The sequence below is a fragment of the Clostridium cellulovorans 743B genome (assembly GCF_000145275.1).
Taxonomy (GTDB): Bacteria; Bacillota; Clostridia; order Clostridiales; family Clostridiaceae; genus Clostridium_K; species Clostridium_K cellulovorans.
This window is the reverse complement of the sequence record NC_014393.1, coordinates 1,569,943-1,585,698: the sequence shown is the minus strand read 5'-3', so window position 1 is coordinate 1,585,698 and position 15,756 is coordinate 1,569,943. Positions and strand designations below refer to the sequence as shown.

Annotated in this window: 13 protein-coding genes; 8 read left to right on the top strand and 5 right to left on the bottom strand. The window is 30.3% G+C overall.

Features of this window, described 5'->3' with window-relative positions; translation table 11 throughout:
• Window positions 1–9 precede the first annotated feature (9 nt).
• From CLOCEL_RS06465 to CLOCEL_RS06455, 3 genes are all read left to right on the top strand, one after another.
• Complete coding sequence (locus tag CLOCEL_RS06465; protein ID WP_010076089.1) at window positions 10–696, top strand: CpsD/CapB family tyrosine-protein kinase; 687 nt, start codon at window positions 10–12, stop codon at window positions 694–696.
• Between the two features lie 545 nt (window positions 697–1,241).
• Window positions 1,242–2,612, top strand: coding sequence for a L,D-transpeptidase family protein (locus CLOCEL_RS06460; RefSeq protein WP_010076090.1), 1,371 nt, complete (start codon window positions 1,242–1,244; stop codon window positions 2,610–2,612).
• A 110-nt stretch (window positions 2,613–2,722) separates the two neighbouring features.
• On the top strand, window positions 2,723–4,087 hold the full coding sequence (locus CLOCEL_RS06455) for a L,D-transpeptidase family protein (RefSeq protein ID WP_010076091.1): 1,365 nt from the start codon (window positions 2,723–2,725) through the stop codon (window positions 4,085–4,087).
• A 157-nt stretch (window positions 4,088–4,244) separates the two neighbouring features.
• Here the strand turns inward: CLOCEL_RS06455 and CLOCEL_RS06450 are convergent, their stop codons facing one another.
• Window positions 4,245–5,312 (bottom strand): mannose-1-phosphate guanylyltransferase, encoded by a 1,068-nt coding sequence (locus CLOCEL_RS06450; RefSeq protein ID WP_010076092.1) that lies wholly within the window; start codon window positions 5,310–5,312, stop codon window positions 4,245–4,247.
• 80 nt (window positions 5,313–5,392) lie between these two features.
• A complete protein-coding gene (locus tag CLOCEL_RS06445; protein ID WP_242655229.1) occupies window positions 5,393–7,117 on the bottom strand; it encodes a P-loop NTPase fold protein in 1,725 nt (574 codons plus the stop codon).
• A gap of 375 nt (window positions 7,118–7,492) precedes the next feature.
• Between CLOCEL_RS06445 and CLOCEL_RS06440 the strand changes: the two genes are divergently transcribed.
• Window positions 7,493–7,948 (top strand): GNAT family N-acetyltransferase, encoded by a 456-nt coding sequence (locus CLOCEL_RS06440; protein ID WP_013291660.1) that lies wholly within the window; start codon window positions 7,493–7,495, stop codon window positions 7,946–7,948.
• A gap of 167 nt (window positions 7,949–8,115) precedes the next feature.
• Here the strand turns inward: CLOCEL_RS06440 and CLOCEL_RS06435 are convergent, their stop codons facing one another.
• Window positions 8,116–8,568, bottom strand: a complete 453-nt coding sequence (locus CLOCEL_RS06435) for a DUF6465 family protein (protein ID WP_010076095.1) — start codon at window positions 8,566–8,568, stop codon at window positions 8,116–8,118.
• Between the two features lie 269 nt (window positions 8,569–8,837).
• On the opposite strand from CLOCEL_RS06435, the gene CLOCEL_RS06430 reads away from it, so the two are divergent.
• The 3 genes from CLOCEL_RS06430 (at window position 8,838) to CLOCEL_RS06420 (ending at window position 11,621) form a co-directional block, all read left to right on the top strand.
• Entirely contained in the window at window positions 8,838–9,248 is a 411-nt protein-coding gene (locus CLOCEL_RS06430) for a hypothetical protein (RefSeq protein WP_010076096.1), read from the top strand.
• A 234-nt stretch (window positions 9,249–9,482) separates the two neighbouring features.
• On the top strand, window positions 9,483–10,526 hold the full coding sequence (locus tag CLOCEL_RS06425; RefSeq protein ID WP_010076097.1) for a phosphodiester glycosidase family protein: 1,044 nt from the start codon (window positions 9,483–9,485) through the stop codon (window positions 10,524–10,526).
• A gap of 9 nt (window positions 10,527–10,535) precedes the next feature.
• Window positions 10,536–11,621 (top strand): hypothetical protein, encoded by a 1,086-nt coding sequence (locus CLOCEL_RS06420; protein ID WP_010076098.1) that lies wholly within the window; start codon window positions 10,536–10,538, stop codon window positions 11,619–11,621.
• Between the two features lie 160 nt (window positions 11,622–11,781).
• Here CLOCEL_RS06420 and CLOCEL_RS06415 read toward each other — a convergent pair whose 3' ends face one another.
• Window positions 11,782–12,624, bottom strand: coding sequence for a DegV family protein (locus CLOCEL_RS06415; RefSeq protein WP_010076099.1), 843 nt, complete (start codon window positions 12,622–12,624; stop codon window positions 11,782–11,784).
• Between the two features lie 183 nt (window positions 12,625–12,807).
• A complete protein-coding gene (locus tag CLOCEL_RS06410; protein WP_010076100.1) occupies window positions 12,808–13,065 on the bottom strand; it encodes a hypothetical protein in 258 nt (85 codons plus the stop codon).
• A gap of 259 nt (window positions 13,066–13,324) precedes the next feature.
• Between CLOCEL_RS06410 and CLOCEL_RS06405 the strand changes: the two genes are divergently transcribed.
• Window positions 13,325–15,751: a glycogen/starch/alpha-glucan phosphorylase gene (locus CLOCEL_RS06405; RefSeq protein WP_010076101.1), complete on the top strand. Its 2,427-nt coding sequence runs from the start codon at window positions 13,325–13,327 to the stop codon at window positions 15,749–15,751.
• Window positions 15,752–15,756: the final 5 nt, after the last annotated feature.

Here is a 15,756-nt window from a genome sequence, read left to right as displayed (position 1 = left end):
AGGTGTACAATGTTTAAATCCCTAATTACATATAGAGATCCAGACTCTATAACTTCCGAAATATATAGAACCCTAAAAACAAAATTACAATTTGTAAATATAGATAATGATATTCGTACCCTTTTAGTAACCTCTGCTTCTAAAGCTGAAGGAAAAAGTACCACTACCGCTAATTTAGCTATTACTGTTGCACAATCTGGAAGAAAAGTTTTGATAATCGATTCTGATATCCGAAAACCATATATCCATAAACTTTTTTCTCTTCCTAATAAGACAGGATTGACAACAGTTTTAACAAATCAATGTGATCTAATGGATGCGATTCAAGAAACTGAAGTTGATAATCTTCATATTCTGTGTGGAGGAAAAATAGAAACTAACTCTCATCAGCTTATTGGTTCAAAAAAAATGTCCAAGCTTATCGATCTTGTAGAAAATAATTTTGATATGGTAATTATAGATGGACCACCTATTCTCCTAGTTACAGATTCTCAACTTCTTGCAAACCAAGTAGATGGAGTTCTTCTTGTAACTTGCTACGGAAAGACAGAAAAAAAGGCTCTAGTTAAAGCAAAAAAAACATTAGATTCAGTCAATGCAAATACTTTAGGAGTAGTTATCACAAAGGTTCCAAAACCCCCAAAAATTGAAGAAAACTATTCATACTATTACAGTGAAGAAGATGATGATGAATAAACCATCATATTGCATCCTTCTTCATTTTTTTATTATAGCAATACCTAAAACATGGCATTCTTGAATTATACGCTAGAACGCGTTCCCACCTTCACAATCATTCACTACAACATCCCAATACTACATTTTTTTTCATTTGTATAGACTCTAACATTTATAAATTTTATATAAATATTTGCAACAAAATCTTTAAAACAATAATCTTTCATGATATAATCCAGTATATTATGGTAATTATTGGTTTTTGAAATTCGTGCAAATCCTTTTATTTTTTTTATAATAAACACGATAATGTATATTGAAACTATATTAGAAGTCTATAGATATATTGAAAGATAAGTACAACTTGTGAGAATTCTTTATTGGCCCATATATAATTTTCTACTAATAAAAATATATATTCTTTCGATAATAAGTTAGATTCAATAAATACTTAGTTCTTTCTGCTGTATATGTATTATCAAAAATATCTAAAGCTTAAGATATTTACTAGCATATTGAACCAATAAGGATTATAATATACTAATAAAGGAGGTCTTTCTTGAATGAATCGCAAAAAAATTATAATTGGGTCAGCTGCTTCAGTCGCACTAATACTCTTTGGAATTTATCTTGCAAATGCTTTATACCTCAGGGACAAGCTATTGCCTGGCACTAATATTGAAGGAATAGATTGCAGTTATAAAACCATTGATGAAGTTAATCAATTATTAATGGACAAACACAAGAATACTAAGTTTTCCATTTTGGAAGGTACTAGTGAGTCATTATCATTTACCGGTTCTAATATCGGATTAGACCGTGATCTTACTAATGAATTATCGCAAGTAAGAGAAAAACAAAATTCCCTTACATGGCCATTAGGTCTAATTTCTAAAAAGGCACTTGATGAAGAAACATCAAATCTTCTTTTTAACGAAGACGCTTTTAATACTTATTTTAGTTCAGTAAATTTAAATAAAGGGAATAGACTTCAGTCTAATGATGCATTTTTAAATAGGAATAATACTAATTTTATTATTACAGAAGAAGTCTATGGAAATACACTTAATGTTGAAACTGCTATAAATAAGATTAAAGAAAACATAAAAAATGGGGCTGATACAATCGATATATCTGATTGTTATGAGAAGCCTAAAGTAACAAAAAATGATGAAAAACTTATTTCTCTAGCAGCAAAGGCCAATGATTTAAAAAAGATTAATATAGAATATAAATTTGGAACTCGAAGAGAAGTTGCATCTGATGTAAATAAAATGGACATGATAACCTATGATGGAAACGACGTATATTTTGATAAATCAAAAGTGAATAATTATGTAGTTTCTTTAGCCCAAAAATATGACACTTATGGTAGTACTAGATCCTTTAAATCTACAAGAAGAGGCGTAGTAAATGTAACTGGCGGTGTCTATGGCTGGTACATACTAACAGAATCTGAGACAGAAGAACTCTATAATCAACTTCTTGAAGGTAATGACATTTCAAGAGTGCCTAATTATGATGGCACAATAATAAAGAATGAAGATAACGATATAGGTAGTACATATATCGAGGTAGATATATTAAATCAACACCTTTGGTTTTATAAAAATGGAGCCCTTTTGGTAGAAGGTGACGTAGTTACTGGTAATGCTTCTAACGGTCATGATACTCCTAAAGGAGTTCACTATGTATGGAGCAAAGAATCACCTTCAATTCTTAAAGGTCAAGATTATGAAACTCGTGTTGAATATTGGATGCCTATAGAATGGACAGGCGTTGGAATCCATGATGCTATTTGGAGAAATCCAGCTGAATTTGGTAAAAACACATACTTAACAAACGGCTCTCATGGATGTATTAATTCACCATTAATCCTTGCAAAAACTATATATGAAAACGTAGAAATAGGAACACCTGTAATAGTATTCTAATTTTCCATAAAAACTAGGAATTATACTTCCTAGTTTTTTTATGTTCTTTTTTTATTCCCCCCTTCATATTAATCATTGTGTAAATAAAATCTTAAGGGGGGAAAGCTTAAATGAAACATAAAAAAGCTTTATTATCCGTAATCGCTGCGGCATCATTAATTCTTATAGGCATATACATAAGAAACGTAGTATATTTTAACAACAAACTCTTACCTAATACCACAATATATGGAATCAACTGCAGTTCAAAAACACCAGAGGAAGCAAATTCACTACTTAGAGATAAACTTTCAAATACAACTTATTCCGTAAAAGAAAATGATGTTGAAAACTTCTCCTTCAGTGCTTCTGAAATAGGTCTAAATCGTGATTTTACTGACCAATTGAAAAACATTTTAGATAATCAAAATTCACTAGGATGGTTTATAAATTCCCTAGGTAGGAAAGATAAATATGATAAATTGAGCAATGTTATTTTTAATGATGAAGCTTTTAATACATATTTAAGCAAGATTAACCTTAATCAAGGTACTAGAACCACTTCTCAAGATGCATATATAGATAAAACAAACGACAGCTTCACTATTATAGAAGAAATTTATGGTAACACTATAGATGTAAAATCAGCCACTGATAAAATTAAAGAATCTATTCTAAATGATACAACTAATATAGATATAGCAGATTGCTATATCAAACCTTCAATTTTGAAAAATAATGCTAATCTTATAGCATCTTTAACAAAAGCAAATAAAATGAAAGATATAAAAGTTGATTATTTATTTGGTACAAGGGTTGAAACAGTATCAACTGCTGATAAAATGTCATGGCTCACCTTTAATGGAACTAATGTAGATTTTGATAAAGAAAAAATTAGAACTTATATCGTAGCCTTAGGGAATAAATATAATACTTGTGGAAGTACAAGAAGTTTTCAAAGTACAACCAATGGAGTTATAAATGTCAGTGGAGGCCTTTATGGTTTTTACATATTAACTGATTCAGAAACTGAGGAATTATACAATTTATTATCACAAGGTAACCCTATTTCAAGAGCTCCTCTTATTGAAGGTACAGGAATTACAAACAGTTCTAATGATATAGGAAATACCTATGTAGAAGTAAATAAAGCTGCTCAACATATGTGGTTTTATAAAAATGGGTCTTTAGTTGTCGATACTGATGTTGTAACTGGAACTACTGATGGTGTTCATGATACACCAGTAGGTGTCCATTATGTATTGTATAAAGAATCTCCTGCGATTCTACGTGGTCCTGGTTATGCTGCTCCTGTATCCTATTGGATGCCACTTACTTGGGACGGTGTAGGAATTCATGATGCAACTTGGCGCTCTGCTTTTGGTGGGAATATCTATACCTACGATGGCTCTCATGGCTGCATTAATACCCCATACGGAGCAGTTCAAACAATTTTTGAGAATATCGATGCTGGAACTCCTGTTGTTATTTACTAGTGGTTAACTGGAAAACTATAAATATATAAAGCTAAAGCATTAATAGTTCTAAATTTTTAGTGGTATGAATCAATCTTCATACCACTTTTATATTACAGATAATTATTTAATAATGTAACTAGTGAGCAGTTGTATGATACTATACCAGACTTTTATATTAGAGATAATTATTTAACCCCTCTTTATCTTTGATGCCCTTAACTAATTGCTTAATTTCTTGGTCCTTGTTTTTATCCATAATAAGAATCACATCTCCAGAATCTACAATCACTAAATCACTTATTCCAAATCCAATGATCAACTTTTTTTCTCCAAAAACGCTACAATTTTCACAACTATAAAGAAATGTATTTCCTTGAGCTTTATTTCCTTGCTCATCCTTCAAGAATCTTGATAATGCCTTAAAACTTCCAATATCATCCCAACCAAATTCGCTTTTTACAACATAAGCTTTTCGAGTTTTCTGCATTATGCCAAAGTCTACAGAAATACCATCAATTACGTTGTATTGAATTTCTATGGTTTCATCTTCTGCTTCAGTACCAGCAACTTGATATATCTCCATCAATGCTTTATACATTTTAGGCAAATATTTCTCCATTTCTCTTAAGAACACGTCGGCTTTCCAAATAAACATACCACTATTCCATAGATAGGTTCCTTTAGCTAAAAAATCTTGTGCCACTTCTAAATTTGGTTTTTCAACAAATCTATTTACCTTGTAACTTGGAATTGCTGAAGGCACTCTTTGTCCCATCTCGATATATCCATAACCAGTTTCTGGTCTTGTAGGATTTATACCTATGGTTACAAGTCCACGTTTTCTTTCCGCTATATTAACCCCTTGTTTTACCGTCTCAAGAAACTCATCTTCTTTATCTATATAATGATCTGATGGTAGCACCAACATAACTGCTTCCTTGTCTTTTTTTAATAGCTTCACCGCAGATAATCCTATACATGTAGCAGTTTCTTTATTTGATGGCTCAATAAATATGTTCTCCTTTGGCAATTCCTTAAGGTTAGAATATATTTTTTCCTTATAGGCTTCATTAGTGACTACATATATATTTTCCTTTGGTATAAGCTTCAGAATTCTATCTACAGTATTTCTTAAAAAACTTTTATCGTTAATTATCTCTAAAAATTGCTTTGGATTCTCTTCTCGCGATAAAGGATATAACCTAGTACCCTTTCCCCCAGCGAGTATTAGTGCATATAACAAAAATATCACCTCTATCATTACTATTAACATTATATGATAGAGGCCTTTTTCTATTGACAAGAAATTTATAAATTCAACATCTATATCTTCATAAATTTTGTTGCCAAAGAAACACAACGTTTCTTAGCATTCATATCCTTATTATCATCATTACAAATCAGTACTTGACTAAGAAGAATTCTTACATAAGCTTCATCTATAGATTTAAACTTGCTAGTATTACTTTCTAGATAAGTTTTCATTCCCTGAACTTCAATCTTTTCATCGTATATCTTCCTCTGAAATACCTTTATAAAATTCACAGTAAAAACTAGCTTAGCTACTTCCTCTGCTAAAAAAAAATTCTCTATGCTTTTATCTTGATTGTTGGTAGCTTCTATAGTTATAAGAGAAGTTAAAATTTCCTTAAGAAAGTGTATAACTCTTACTGAATTATCAATACTATCTCTTAAACGTATCTTAAACTCTACTAGCTGCGTTTCATAATCATCATTTATTAAATAAACTTCATGATTTTTATTAATCGCCTGAACAAAATACTCATATTGTTCATTAAAATAGTCAATAGAATTATCATATATATTAGTTAAAATATCCTTAACATACTTACTTTTAATATTATCAACCGAAAGTCCTTCATCTCTGTGATAATTTATCAATTCATCAAAGGAAACATTAATCAAATTAATCTTTGTTGCTATAAATTTTTCTAAATATTCAGCAGTAATAAATTTAGTATCAGTAATATTGTTATAATCAAAAGCAAATATAACAATACAGCCTTTAAAATCAATTACTTCCTTTATAAAGGTCAGCACATCTAATTGTTTTTTTTCGTCTATTCTATCAAAGTCATCAATAACTACCACAAGTTTATTAGATTCAGAAAGTAACGCATCAATATCCCTCTGAACCTCCTCCTTAAAATCCCTATAAGATTTACTCTCTTCTACTCCCTTTATCAAACTCACTATAGAAGCCTTACCGCTAACAGTTAGAAGTCCTAGTACTTCCTTAAAGTAACTTTCAAGAGCACTATATCTACCACAATATATCCCATTTTTTATCATAATGTTCGATAAACGCTTTTGAAACTCACTAATTAAAGTTTCTCTTGTATCTGTTATCATTGGTTTTATATAGATACAATAGTTTGAATTTTCTTCTGTCCTTGCCATAAGAGCTTCAAGAAATAAAGACTTTCCTGTACCCCACTTACCACTTATTGCAATTGCAAAATTCTTATATTCGCTTTCATTAATTATCTTTTCCACAGTTTTTAGTTGTTCTTTTCTAGAAGGATATAGCCTGTCTTTCTTTTTCACTTCTACCTTCTTCGTATTCATATTAAATCTAAGGCTTATTAAAACTATCTGCCAAGATAAAGCGAATAAGAGATATTTTAGACCATAACCCATTGCAATGACCATAAGAAAATATACCAAATAAATTAGATACCCTATAAAATCCTGTTCAATATGATAACCTTTATTATCTATTCTATAAAAGAATAGCTTCTCAACAACAAATAATATAAAAAAACCTATTATCATCATTGCTGAAATATCATGAAAAATCTTTTCCTCAATTGCTGTAATGCTAGCTATGCCTATCCCCTCAAGAATTAGCGAAGATAAGAACATCAGAATAGTTGTCTTTACGAAAATTGCAAATTCTCTTCTATAACTATACTTCTTAAAGTTACTTACTATAGCCCATATGCTACCTATTACCCCAATAACTATTAGTGCATTTTGGTAGATATATATATAATAGTTTACACTTTTCAATATTGTTTCCGACATTATCCCCATATTAAAATCGCCCTCTATACTATCTCATTAGTAAAATGAGAATCTAAAGCTACTTTGAAAATTTCTCTACAATAACATATGTTTTCACTAAAAAAAGTTCTACAAATAATTATAAGCCTTATTTTCTCTGCTAAACAAACTTGAATAATTATAATATATCTTGCATAATTATTCCTTTACTATCTAAAGTTTCTATGTTACTATATTTTTATCCGATGACTACTATCCGTAGCACTCCCATCTTCTCCAAAGTGGAAGTTAACGGCTACTACGTCCCTGGATAATGATTTCTAAGTTTCAGATAGAGTAAAACTCCACCTGAAACAAAGAACTCTGTTTATGTTTTAAAAATGGGGAGAGATTAAAATGGCAATAGATTTCAATTTTATAGAATCTTTTACAACTTCAAAGTATTACCAAGAAGTTATCAATTGCAGATCTAGGCTGCTTTTTAATTCTCATACTAATTCACCTTATTCTTATCTAGAAGATCTAGAAGAAGACCTACAAAGTTATCACTATGGTGCATTTGAAGGTGAAAATCTCATTGGATATGTTCGCCTTTATATTAATGGTGATACTGCTAAGCTTTCGCGTATTTTTGTAAAGGATCAGTATAGAGGGACAGGTATAGGCTATAAGACAATAAAATCTTTATTAGAGGAATGTCGTGAAAAATCCTTAGATAAATTGGTTTTATTTTCAAGGCTTGATGCTGTAGATTTTTATAAGAAGCTTGGGTTCGTTAATACTGATGAGATTATAGTTTCGCCAACAAGTGGTTTAGAATTGAATAAAATGGTTTTTTATATAAATTCATAATTATTTTTTGTAGATCTCCTTTGAATAAAAATTCAAAACTTTGATATATAAGCTTAATCACAATTTAACAATAGTTTCTGTTTAACAAATATATTATTTATGCAAAAAAGTCGCTTAAGAAAGGACAACTATTTCCTTTCTTAAGCGACTTAAATATTTCTATGTTGTCAGAAGGCAACCTTATATGTGTCAGTACCATTTACTACACAATAAGCAGTTTTTTCCTCAACCTTATAATATACCTTAAATTCCTTAACCTTAGCGAAGTCAACAATCTCTTCTAATTCTTTGCTTATACTTTTCATTATGTCATTATAAGAAATTTCATTATTGCAGCTCTGTATATAAAATTCCCCATCAGACAATACTTTTTTCTTTGCAACCTTCTGAACTGTATTCTTAACAGCAGCCTCCCCTTCTTTTGCCACCTTACTAGCAGTTGCTTTTGTAGTGTTAACTGCTTTTTTAACCGTGTCATTTGCCATTACCTCTTGAGCTGTTTTCTTAGCTGCTGATCCCACTTCCTTTGCAACAGTTTCAAGATTTTCTGCAGTCTTTTTAGCTGTAGTCTCTACAGTATCTACAACTTTTTCTAAGCTTTTCTTAACATCTCTTTTCATTAAAATAGGTCCCCCTTATTAATAAATTCTATATTATATTTTATCACTTATATGTTTTATTATTACTATTTTTCTTTAATATGTATATATTTTTTTATTTATATTTGGTTATTAACCATACTTCTTATAATCATATTACTAATTTTCCTAAAAAAAATAGCTAAAACCGTATATTATTTTTATTTTTTACATTCACTAATCTAGAAACTTATAAGAATTTATAGTATACTTACAAAGAATTAAATTTTTCAAAGGAGATGTATGAAGCTATGGACTTTATGAATTTTATTCAGGGGATAAACCCAGTGATACTTATCGGCTTAGCCATACTTATAGCCTTCATTATACTTAAAAATATACTCAAAAAAGTTGTTAAAATTATTCTTTTAATTTTGGGGATTGCCGCTATAACCGGTGGAAGTATTTCAACTTTGAATTTAAAAAACTATGCAAGCTCAGTTGTTCCTAATGTACAAGATGTAATTAACTCTTATGCACAGCAAAATGGAATTGACTTATCTACTTTAAATGAAAATGATCTTAATAGTTTAAATGAATATATTAAAACTAATTATCCAAAAGTTGAAGTTAAAAATGATAATGGAAACTTGGTCCTTGAAGTAAGTAAAGATGATTTCTTTAACTTTAAGACCTCTGTTACATTAAAAAAGTCATCTTAGTCCTTTATCTATATTAAAAAATCAATGCATATACGTTAAATAAAAAAATTTCGTGGTTAATTGGGTTTTAAAGTTAATATCGTTAGTTTGAATCAATGCTTCTATAGTTCAGTAATCTGTTGATAAAAATTAACTTATGTTACTTCTATGATTTTTAGTATTCCATTCATCTTGATATACTACATAGAATTTGTGTGTAAAACCAACTAACCTTTTGAGAAAGAAGGGAACTTTATGTCTAGGAAACATCAACCTGTAAAAAAACGTCATCCTATCAGAAATGGTATCTTGAGTATTTTATATATTGGTATTTTTATCGGGGTAACCTCCCCTTTAATATTATTTTATGGGCCTTACTCCACCTTGAAACAATTAGTAGTTTCTACAGTAATGGCAACAAGACATCAATATCTTATAACCACGTTCTTATCTCAAGCTGATATTGATGCTCTTTTAGGAAAAAAAGAACAAACAGTTGTTGCTTCATCAACACCTGAAAATGCTACTAAATCTCCAGCAACTTCTTCTACACCTACAACAGATATAGAAATTAAGCATAAAAATAGTACCGAAATAAATCAATATAAAATCGAACATGATAGATATATTGCTCATATTCTTGAAATAAAAGACCCTACTAAAATAAAAGCTGTTATGACTAAATATGTAGGGAAAAATGGTCAAAAGACTAGTGAAATGGCTTTGGATTATGATGCAATAGCAGCAATCAATGGTGGTGCTTTTGCTGATGTATCCGCTTCTGGCCAAAAATGGGCTGGTAATGGGGCTATTCCTGGTGGTTTCGTAATAACTAATGGGGCTATAGTATACCCAAAAGAAAATGTAAATAAATATGATGTTCAAAACGTAGTGGCTTTCACAAAAGAAGGTAAATTAGTAGTTGGTGATTATTGCATAAATGACCTTATGGCTATGGGCGTAACTGAAGCTATGTGTTTTAGACCACCTTCTATCATTATTGACGGTGTTGCTCAAATAACGGACAAGCTACAAGATGGGACAAACCCTAGAACAGCTATTGGCCAAAAGGCTGATGGAACTGTTGTTTTATTAGTTATAGATGGACGAACTCTAAGTATGCCTGGGGCAACCCTTTACGATGTGCAACAAATATTCAAAGACTTAAATGTCGTAAATGCAGGAAACCTAGATGGTGGTTATTCTTCTACTATGTATTTTAACGGTGAGATTATAAATTCCCCTAATGCATGGAGCGGTGAAAGAACTGTTGCCACAGCATTTATCGTGGAAAGGTAGGTTGCACAAATGAAACTTTTTAAAAGAATTCTTATTTTAACTGCAATTGCATTAATTTTAGAAAATGGAGCATTGTATTATTTGAATAAAAATTATTTTAAACCTACGGAGGAAATAAATATTGTAAAAATTGAGAGTCCTAAAATTGCTGAAACAGATAATTCTAATAAGACTACTTTATCCGGAAAAACTGAAAAAATAAATGCTTCTTTTGATGGTAACTATATTTCTTACATGGAGGATTCAACTCTAAAGATAATGAATTTATCTACAAAAGAGATACAAAACGTTGTTCCTAATGATGATATGAAGTTTGACTATTATGAATGGTTACCAGATGATAACCGTTTAATAATTACTGAAAGACCATCAAATATGTCCAACAGTTATTCCATTTATCTATTTTCTTATGATGTAAAAAAGAAAAGCAAACAACAACTTATAGACTTTGATAATGTATATTGTCATATTGCTTTAGACAATATAGAAGAGCACGTAAGTAACATATCATTTTCTTCTTCAAACACTTATATGTGCGTACAAATAGCTAAGCCAAATGGTAAGTCTAACCTATATTCCTTTGATGTTATGAGTAAAAAAAATATCATGAAGGAAAATGCTTCGGTAACTGGAAATATAGATGTTATTCCTGGAGATACTGCTATAGTATATCAAGCAGATAATTCTGTATATCAAATAGAATCTTTTACAGACAAAAATGAAACCACTAAATATAACGGAAGTTATTTATCTATAAATGGTGCTAATTCTTTATTGCTTTTAGACGTGGATGATAAATCTAATATATATATTGGTTCTGTTGTAAATGGACTAGTTACTTCTGTGTATTATGGACAAAAAAATACTGATGCAAATTCTTGGACTTTAATAAACTTATCAAAACCAGTAAAAGCTGAAGATATATCTATTGGATTAAAAGGTGAAATCTATGTTATAGATTCACAAGCTAACACTGTTAATGAATTAAATTCAAAAGCTACTTACGAATTTAAAGGTAAGCTTATAAGTATATGTTCTAAAGGTATCATATCACTTGATGGCAATACCTTAATTGATAAACCTTTTTCAAAATAATCTTACATGTACTTATTAAGATATTTTGCAAGTAATCACATAGAAAGTTATTTTCAAAGACGTTCACACATTCTAACAATTAAAAACTTGTATTATGCTAATAAAGGAGCAAAGAGGACAAGCTTGTCACTCTTTGCTCCTTTAATTTATTTTACTACCATTAGTTATAATAAACTATGCCAATAGCTCCAGGTCCAACGTGAAGTCCAATTACAGGACCAATATCACAAATTTCAACCTTCATTTGAAGTAACTCACCTACTTGTAATGAGAGTTTCTGTGCCTCCTCTGGACAATTTATATGATGAATCATAACTTCTTTTATCTTAAAAGTTTCATTGTCCTTTTGCATCATATCAACCATTGCCGAGATTGCTTTATTTTTAGTCCTAACCTTAGCTCTCACAGATGTAACTCCATTTTCCACTGTTAATATTGGTATTATCTTTAATATGTTTCCGATTAAAGCTCCTGCTCCACCTATTCTGCCACCTTTTTTTAAATATACGAGATTCTCAGGAATAAATAGAAACCTACTTCTTTTTATATTCTCTTCAACTGCCTGTCTTACCTCTCCTATACTTTGTCCTTCTTTAGCTTTCCTTGCAGCAACTATTGCAGCATAGCCTAACTGCATACAATTAGACCTAGAATCAATTATCTCTATTTTAGCTTCTGGATATTCATCTAATACCATCTCTTTTGCAAGGTTAGCTGTTGAATAGGTACCACTCATATCTGAGGATAAAAAAACACCAACTATCTCATTACCTTCTTCGATAATCCTCTTCATTTCATTATATATTTCACCAATTGGCGGTTGAGATGACCTTGGAATTTCTTTTGTTTCAAGGAGCTTATAAAACTCAAAGTTTTCTATATCTGTCTCCTTAAAACTCATATCTTCAAAGTTAACTTCTAAAGAAAGAATCTTTATATCTAATGATTCTCTTATTTCTTTTGGAATATAACTAGTACTATCTGTAATAATTTTTATAGCCATTTTATATCTCTCCAAATATTTTTGTGTTTATTATATCACTATACTAGATCAAAAACCATATTATAACTTTCATATATAAGTTCGATTATTGAACTTTCACGAAAATTCTATAGATCTATTAAAAATTAATATATCTATAAATATTTTTTATGGACTCTAATAAGTGAAATACTTGCTAGTCCTTTAGTCAATAGGTTTATAGTCTACATCGATAACTTCTTCTCTTGTTTTCATTTTCTCTGAAGCATTCTTATCTCCTACATAAACCTTGCTATCCTCTGCAGAAATATCTTTCTCCTTTCTTCCGAATATATATGCCTTCACCTTAAAAAATACATATACTAATGCTGCTATTACAATAATCCATGGAAGGATATAAATAGCTAAGAATAATATTACCACTATAGCTATTATAGAAATAAATATATTTTTCTTACTCATCATCTACACCTCATATTATAAGTACCTGAAACTTTCCGTTATTATAACATAAATTATCTTTAGTATAAACGGATTTTTGAATTAATATGGCTGTTGACATTAATATCCATACATTATAATATTAGTTTATGGTACTTTGGAAATTTTATATAATTATACATATATAAGTATTTTATTCATTAAAATATAAAATGAGTATCTATCTTATTACATAGTTATTTTGTAAACTATTATCAATATAAAAGGGGTAAGCATTGTTATGAATATTACAAGGGAAAGATTTAAGCAAGACTATGAGCAAAAATTAATGAGTCTATTTACCGAAGAAATTGATAAAGCAAGCACCTTAGATAAATACTTAGCTTTAGGGAGTTTAGTAAAAGAATATAGCGCAAAAAACTGGTCTAAAACTAAGAAACAATATTCAAAAGATGGAGATAAACAAGTCTACTATTTTTCTATGGAATTTTTAATAGGTAGACTACTTCAAAGTAATCTTATTAATTTAGGAATAAGGGATACTGTTAAGGAAGCTTTAGCTGAACTTAATGTAAGCTTAGATGAGTTAGAAGAAACAGAGGTTGATGCTGGACTTGGGAACGGTGGTCTTGGAAGACTTGCTGCTTGTTTTATTGATTCTATTGCTTCAATTGGAATCCCTGGTCATGGCAATGGAATGAGATATCAATATGGTTTTTTTGAACAGAAAATTGTAAACGGATATCAAGTTGAAATACCTGATAATTGGCTTAAAGAAGGTAATGTTTGGGAAACAAAAAGGGAGGATAAATCTGTCATTGTAAAATTTTATGGAACTCCAAAAGCTGTTCAAAATAACGGTCGATTAAATTTTGAACTAGAAAATTATGAAGCTATTAAGGCTGTTCCTTATGATACACCTGTTATTGGTTATGAAAATAACACAGTAAATACTCTTAGATTATGGAGTGCTGAACCTGTAACCAATGCATTTAATTTTCAAATTTTCAGCAAAGGTGAATATTCAAAGGCTGTAGAATATAGGACTTCAGTAGAAGCAATATCATCAGTTTTATACCCAGATGATTCTGCTGAAACAGGAAAAATTTTAAGATTAAAACAGCAGTATTTCTTTACAAGTGCAGGAATATACAGCATATTGAGAACCTTTAAAAATTCTGGTCATTCCTTATATGATCTAGATAAATATGTTGCTATTCAAATAAACGATACCCACCCTGCAGTGGCAGTTGCTGAATTAATGAGAATATTAGTAGATGAAGAAGAAATGGGTTGGGATGATGCTTGGTCCGTTACAACTGGAACTTTAGCATATACAAACCATACTATACTTTCGGAAGCCCTAGAAAAATGGCCTGTCCAGGTATTCAATAAATTACTACCAAGAATCTATATGATTATTGAAGAAATAAATAGAAGATTTGTAGGCGAAATTTACCAAAAGCATCCTAATGACCACGATAGAGTAAGAAGAATGTCTATTATTGAAGGCGGAATGGTTAAAATGGCACACCTTGCCATTGTAGGTTCTCACTCAGTTAACGGTGTTGCTACACTTCATACTGAAATATTAGTTAACAAAGAGTTAAGAGATTTCTCAGAATTCTATCCAAGAAAGTTTAACAACAAAACTAATGGTATAACTCATAGAAGATGGCTAATTCAATCCAACGAAGAATTAACAAGCTATATAACAAAATGTATTGGTGACAGTTGGAAAAAGAGACCAAAGGATTTAGCTCAATTTGCTGAGTTATCTAAAGATCCTTTAGTTAGAAAAAGGGTTGGAGAAATTAAACTTCATAACAAACAAATGTTAGCCGATATGGTAAAAAAAGATTACGATATAGATGTAGATCCAAATTCAATCTTTGATATACAAGTTAAAAGACTGCATGCTTATAAAAGACAAGTTCTTAACATACTGCATATAATGGATCTTTATAATAGGTTAAAAGATAATCCAGACCTTGATATATCTCCTAGAACTTACTTCTTTGGAGCGAAATCATCTCCAAGCTATCATCTTGCTAAGGAAACAATCAAGCTTATTAATACTGTAGCAGATAAAATCAATAATGATCCTTCAATAAAAGGTAAGCTAAAGGTTGTATTCTTAGAGAACTATAGAGTTTCTCTAGCTGAAAAAATAATAAAATGTGCCGATATCTCTGAACAAATATCAACAACAACCTTTGAGGCTTCTGGAACTGGCAATATGAAGTTCATGATGAACGGTGCATTAACTCTTGGTACTCTTGATGGAGCAAACGTTGAAATCCATGACGAAGTTGGCGATGAAAATATGTTTGTATTTGGAATGAGCAAAGATGAAGTTCTTAACTATTTAAAATACGGCGGCTATTCTCCAAGACATTTTTACAACACTAATTCTAGAATCAAGAGAGTTCTTGACCAATTAGTTGATGGTTCTTTAGGTGTCGCTACTACAGAATTTAGAAATATCCATAGTTCTCTTCTAGGTAGAGATGAATATTTTGTATTAAAAGACTTTGATAGTTATTGTGAAGCTCAAGAAAGAATAGACAAAGTTTTTAGAGATAAAGATAAATGGAACGAAATGTGCATAGTCAACATTGGAAAATCAGGGAGATTTTCTTCTGACAACACTATTACAGAATATTCAAGGGAGATTTGGAACACAAGCCCCAAGGAAATTCACTAGAATTT